The 4,473-nt window shown below is 62.4% G+C and carries 4 protein-coding genes and 1 pseudogene; all 5 read left to right on the forward strand.

Going from position 1 to position 4,473, the window contains the following annotated elements; genetic code table 11:
* Window positions 1-605 (forward strand): alpha/beta fold hydrolase (locus tag L972_RS05930; RefSeq protein ID WP_047436571.1); only part of this gene is annotated, 605 nt, incomplete at its 5' end.
* Window positions 598-1,458, forward strand: a complete 861-nt coding sequence (gene menB / locus L972_RS05935; protein WP_019445476.1) for a 1,4-dihydroxy-2-naphthoyl-CoA synthase — start codon at window positions 598-600, stop codon at window positions 1,456-1,458. The genes L972_RS05930 and menB, both read left to right, overlap by 8 nt.
* Window positions 1,458-2,387 carry an o-succinylbenzoate synthase gene (gene menC / locus L972_RS05940; protein ID WP_047436574.1) on the forward strand — a complete coding sequence of 310 codons (930 nt, stop codon included), beginning with the start codon at window positions 1,458-1,460 and terminating at the stop codon, window positions 2,385-2,387. Before menB ends, menC begins: the two co-directional genes overlap by 1 nt.
* A complete protein-coding gene (gene menE, locus L972_RS05945; RefSeq protein ID WP_047436577.1) occupies window positions 2,380-3,807 on the forward strand; it encodes an o-succinylbenzoate--CoA ligase in 1,428 nt (475 codons plus the stop codon). The genes menC and menE overlap by 8 nt, the downstream gene beginning before the upstream one ends.
* Window positions 3,808-4,026: 219 nt before the next feature.
* Window positions 4,027-4,473, forward strand: a pseudogene (locus tag L972_RS05950) (collagenase); the annotation flags it as partial.

Genomic DNA, 4,473 nt, shown 5'->3' on the forward strand with positions numbered 1-4,473 from the left:
AGCAGAGCCACCAGTGGCTGGTCGCCGAGCTGGCCAACCGCAACATTGAACGCTATCTGCTGGCGGGTTACTCGCTGGGTGGGCGACTGGCCCTCTATCACGCCAGCCGCGAGCCCGCCGGGCTGCGGGGGCTGCTACTGGAGAACTGCAACCCGGGGTTACCGGCCTGTGAACGGGCCGCCCGCATCCAGCACGATGAACAGTGGGCGCAGCGCTTCGAGCGTGAGCCTCTGGCTGACGTGCTGGCAGATTGGTACCGGCAAGGGGTGTTTGCCGATCTTGACGATGCGGCTCGAGCCAGCCAGATCGCCCGCCGCCTTGGCAACGACGGTCAGGGCATCGCCACCATGCTGCGCGCCACTTCGCTCGGCAAGCAGCCGGATCTCACCCCCTGGCTCATGGCGAGCCAGCTGCCGGTTACTTATGTGAGTGGCAAGCGGGATCACAAATTCCATCAGCTGGCTTGCCAGCTGGCGAACCAAAATCGCAGAATCAACCACTTGGTGCTGGATGGCGGCCATAATCTGCACGCCCATCAGCCTGATAACTTTGCCCGACTCCTCGCGGAGTGGGTCAACCAACAAGAAGAGACGAGTCATGATTGAAGCAATGACGGAAGCTGAACTGTATGCACCTGTTGAATGGCAGGATTGCTCCGCCGGTTACGAGGACATCCTCTATCACAAGTCCAACGATGGCATTGCCAAGATCACCATCAACCGTCCCCAGGTACGCAACGCCTTCCGCCCCCGCACCGTCAAAGAGATGCTGCAGGCGCTGGCCGATGCCCGTTATGACGATCAGATCGGCACCATCATCCTGACCGGTTTTGGCGAGAAAGCCTTCTGCGCCGGCGGCGACCAGAAGATCCGTGGCGACTACGGTGGATACCGCGATGACGAGGGGACTCACCACCTCAACGTGCTCGACTTCCAGCGCGACATCCGCACCTGCCCGAAACCTGTGGTTGCCATGGTAGCGGGCTACGCGGTCGGTGGCGGCCACGTGCTGCACATGATGTGTGACCTGACCATCGCCGCCGACAACGCCCAGTTTGGCCAGACCGGCCCGAAAGTGGGCTCCTTCGACGGCGGTTGGGGTGCTTCCTACATGGCTCGCATCGTCGGCCAGAAGAAGGCCCGCGAGATCTGGTTCCTCTGCCGCATGTACGATGCGAGCCAAGCCCTCGACATGGGTCTGGTCAACACCGTCGTGCCGTTGGCCGAACTGGAGCGCGAAACCGTGCGCTGGTGCCGCGAGATGCTGCAAAACAGCCCGATGGCGCTGCGCTGCCTGAAGGCGGCCCTCAATGCCGACTGTGACGGCCAGGCAGGGTTGCAGGAGCTGGCGGGCAATGCCACCATGCTGTTCTACATGACCGAAGAGGGTCAGGAAGGGCGCAACGCGTTCAACGAAAAACGCCGTCCCGACTTCTCCAAATACAAGCGGAACCCCTGATGACACTAGCCCTCTATCGCTATCAACTGCCTTTTACCCAGCCACTGACCTTTCACGGCAAGGTGGAGGTGGCGCGAGAGGGGCTGTTGGTGCGCATCAACGACGGCTGGGGGGAAATTGCCCCCCTGCCCGGCTTCTCGAAAGAGAGCCTGCAACAGGCAGAGGCAGAAGCCCTTGCCACGCTGGCGGTCCTGGCCGCCGGCGATACCCCGAACCCCGTGCTGCCGTCGGTGCAATTTGGCCTCGACTGCGCGCGCCGGACATGGCCCGAGCAGCGCAACCCGCTGCCGGAGCCCTATCCCCTCATTCAAGGCTCCCCCCAGGAGCTACTGCGCAACTGGAAAGAGTGGCTGCACCGCACGCCCGGCAAGGCCAAGCTGAAGGTGGCCCGCTACCCGATGCGTGACGAGCTGGCGCTGATCCGCCTGCTGTGCGATCGCCTCCCCTCCCTCAAGCTGGTGCTGGATGCCAACCAGGGCTGGACCCGCGAGGAGGCATGGACCTTCTGCGGCCATCTCGACCCGAATCGCATCGAGTATCTGGAAGACCCTTGCGCCGACTTTGCCGACATCGCCTTTGTCGTCAACCGCACCGGCATGCCGGTGGCGCTGGACGAACTGCTGGCACAAGGCAAGCCGTGGGAGCCGATCCCGCAACTGCGCGCGCTGGTGCTCAAGCCTACCCTGCTCGGTTCACTCGCCAACTGCGAAGCGCTGATCGCCCGCGCCCGCGAACTGCGGCTCAAGGTGATCATCTCCTCCTGTTTCGAATCAGATCTGGGCCTGAACCAGCTCTTTCATCTGGCAGGCGAGTGGGCACCGGAACAGGCGCCGGGGCTGGATACCCGCCGCTGGATGGCAGGCAACCTGCTGGGGGAAGATGGCAAACCGGATTTGAGTCGACTGGAGCAACTGTATTACCGTGATTGACCCCTCCCGTTCACCCGCACAGACACCTTGCCCGGTACGCCACCGGGCAATCTCAGCCCCGAACCGCATTGCCATCCACACCGCCTCGCCTCTCAGTTACCGCCAGCTCGATGCCCGCCTCAACAGCCTGTGCCAACAGCTGGAACAAGCCGGAGTGCATCGTGGCGATCATCTGGCAGCGGTGGTGCGCGGTGCGCTGGAAGATGTGCTGCTGGCGTGGGCCTGCGTGCGCAGCGGCGTGGTGTTCTGCCCGCTCAATCCCGCCTTTCCTCTCGAAAAGCAGCGTGAGCTGGCGGTACAACTCGATGCCGATGCCTTCTGGTCGGCAGGGGAGATCCCGGCAGGCAACTGGCAGCCCTTGCAGTTCAACTTCACGCGCGAGCTGCCAGCAAGCGAGGAAGCGTGGCCGCTGGAATCGACCCAGCTCAACAACATGATCCTCACCTCCGGCTCCAGCGGTACGCCGAAAGCGGTGGTGCACCGGCTCTGCAACCACCTTGCCTCGGCGCGCGGCTCTGCCACCCTCATTCCCCTCGATGAGAAGTCCGGCTGGCTGCTCTCCCTGCCACTGTTCCATGTCGGCGGCTACGCCATCCTGTTTCGGGTCTTTCTGGCGGGTGCAACTCTGGTGCTGGATCAACGTGAACGCTCCCTCAAGGAGCGGCTGGAGTGCCAGCCCATCACTCACCTCTCGCTGGTGCCGACCCAGCTCTGGCGCCTGCTGGCAGAGGGTTTTGATCCCGCCCGTACCCGCCTGCGCGAGTTGCTGCTCGGCGGTGCCGCCATCCCGCAGCCGCTGGTGAGCCGCCTCTGCGCCATGGGGCTCGAACCCAAGGTGAGTTATGGTCTCTCCGAGATGGGGAGCCAGGTCTGCACCGCTATCCCCGGCGATGCAGGCGTAGTTGGCAAACCGCTACCGGGACGGGAAGTGTGCATCAGGGAGCAGGAGATCTGCGTGCGCGGCGCCACCCTGTTTGCCGGTTACTACCGGGCTGGCGAGCTGGATCTGCCCCTCGATGGCGAAGGCTGGTTTCATACTCGCGACAAGGGGAGGTTCACTGCGGCAGGGGAGCTGCTGGTAGAGGGACGGCTCGATAACCTCTTCATCTCGGGTGGCGAAAACATCCAGCCCGAAACCATCGAGCAGCGACTGGTAGATCATCCCGCTGTCGCCCAGGCGCTGGTGGTGCCGGTACCGAGCGACGAGTGGGGGCAACGCCCCGCCGCCTTTATCGACTGGCACGGCGAGCCGGTTCCCGACTCCGAACTGGCTGCCTGGATCCGTGCCACCCTGCCCGGCTTTATGGTGCCCGACCACTGGCTCCCCTGGCCCGATCTCGGTGGCAATCTCAAACCCTCACGCCAACAGTTGGGCAAGATTGCCCGACAGCTGACCACCTTGTCACAACAAGCTGAATGAGATCGGACTCACAATTTCCCGATCTGCTCTGAAAACAGAAAAAGAAACATGTGAGTCCTTACTGCGGCGCCAGCCCACGATAATCCGATCAGACTCAAAAAGCCATCATCTTATTGATTTATCTGATTTTTAATTGACGATTGATATCCCTTTGGAACTGGTTAAATTGCCTTGCGATTACTCGCAAGACAATACACAAACAAGAACAAAGGGATAAAAATGAACCGTTCAGGTACCGGGTGGCTGCTGCTGGCAGGCCCCCTGCTTTTGGCTACATCCTCGGCGCAAGCCAACTACTCCCCCAATGACTGGCGACAGTATCAGCTGACTGGCGAATCGAGCCGGCAACTGGCCGCACGCATCACCGAGATCACCTACGAGCTCAAGGCGCGCAGCAGCAATGCTCCTTACCAGCAGCTTAGGGTCTACCGTCGCTTCGACTGGCAGAGCAGCGATCTCGCGGCCCTCGCCGAACAGCAGTGTGGCGAGCCGCAGCTCAAGGTAGATTCGGGCTGGCAGATCCGCTTCATGCGCTGTGAAGACCGGATTCCGGCGGGCAAGCTCATTCCCGCCAGCAGTTATGACTTCGGTTATGGCCTCAAGCAGGGTCGCTGGGAGCAGCTGGCGGGCACGCCGACCGCCCAGCGGCAGGAGCGTCTGCCGCTG

The organism is Aeromonas sp. ZOR0001 (assembly GCF_000801015.1).
Lineage (GTDB): Bacteria > Pseudomonadota > Gammaproteobacteria > Enterobacterales > Aeromonadaceae > Aeromonas > Aeromonas veronii.

Coding starts and splice junctions, on each gene's coding strand:
- menB (WP_019445476.1), top strand. CDS start 598: ATGATTGAAGCAATGACGGAAGCTGAACTGTATGCACCTGTTGAATGG.
- menC (WP_047436574.1), top strand. CDS start 1,458: ATGACACTAGCCCTCTATCGCTATCAACTGCCTTTTACCCAGCCACTG.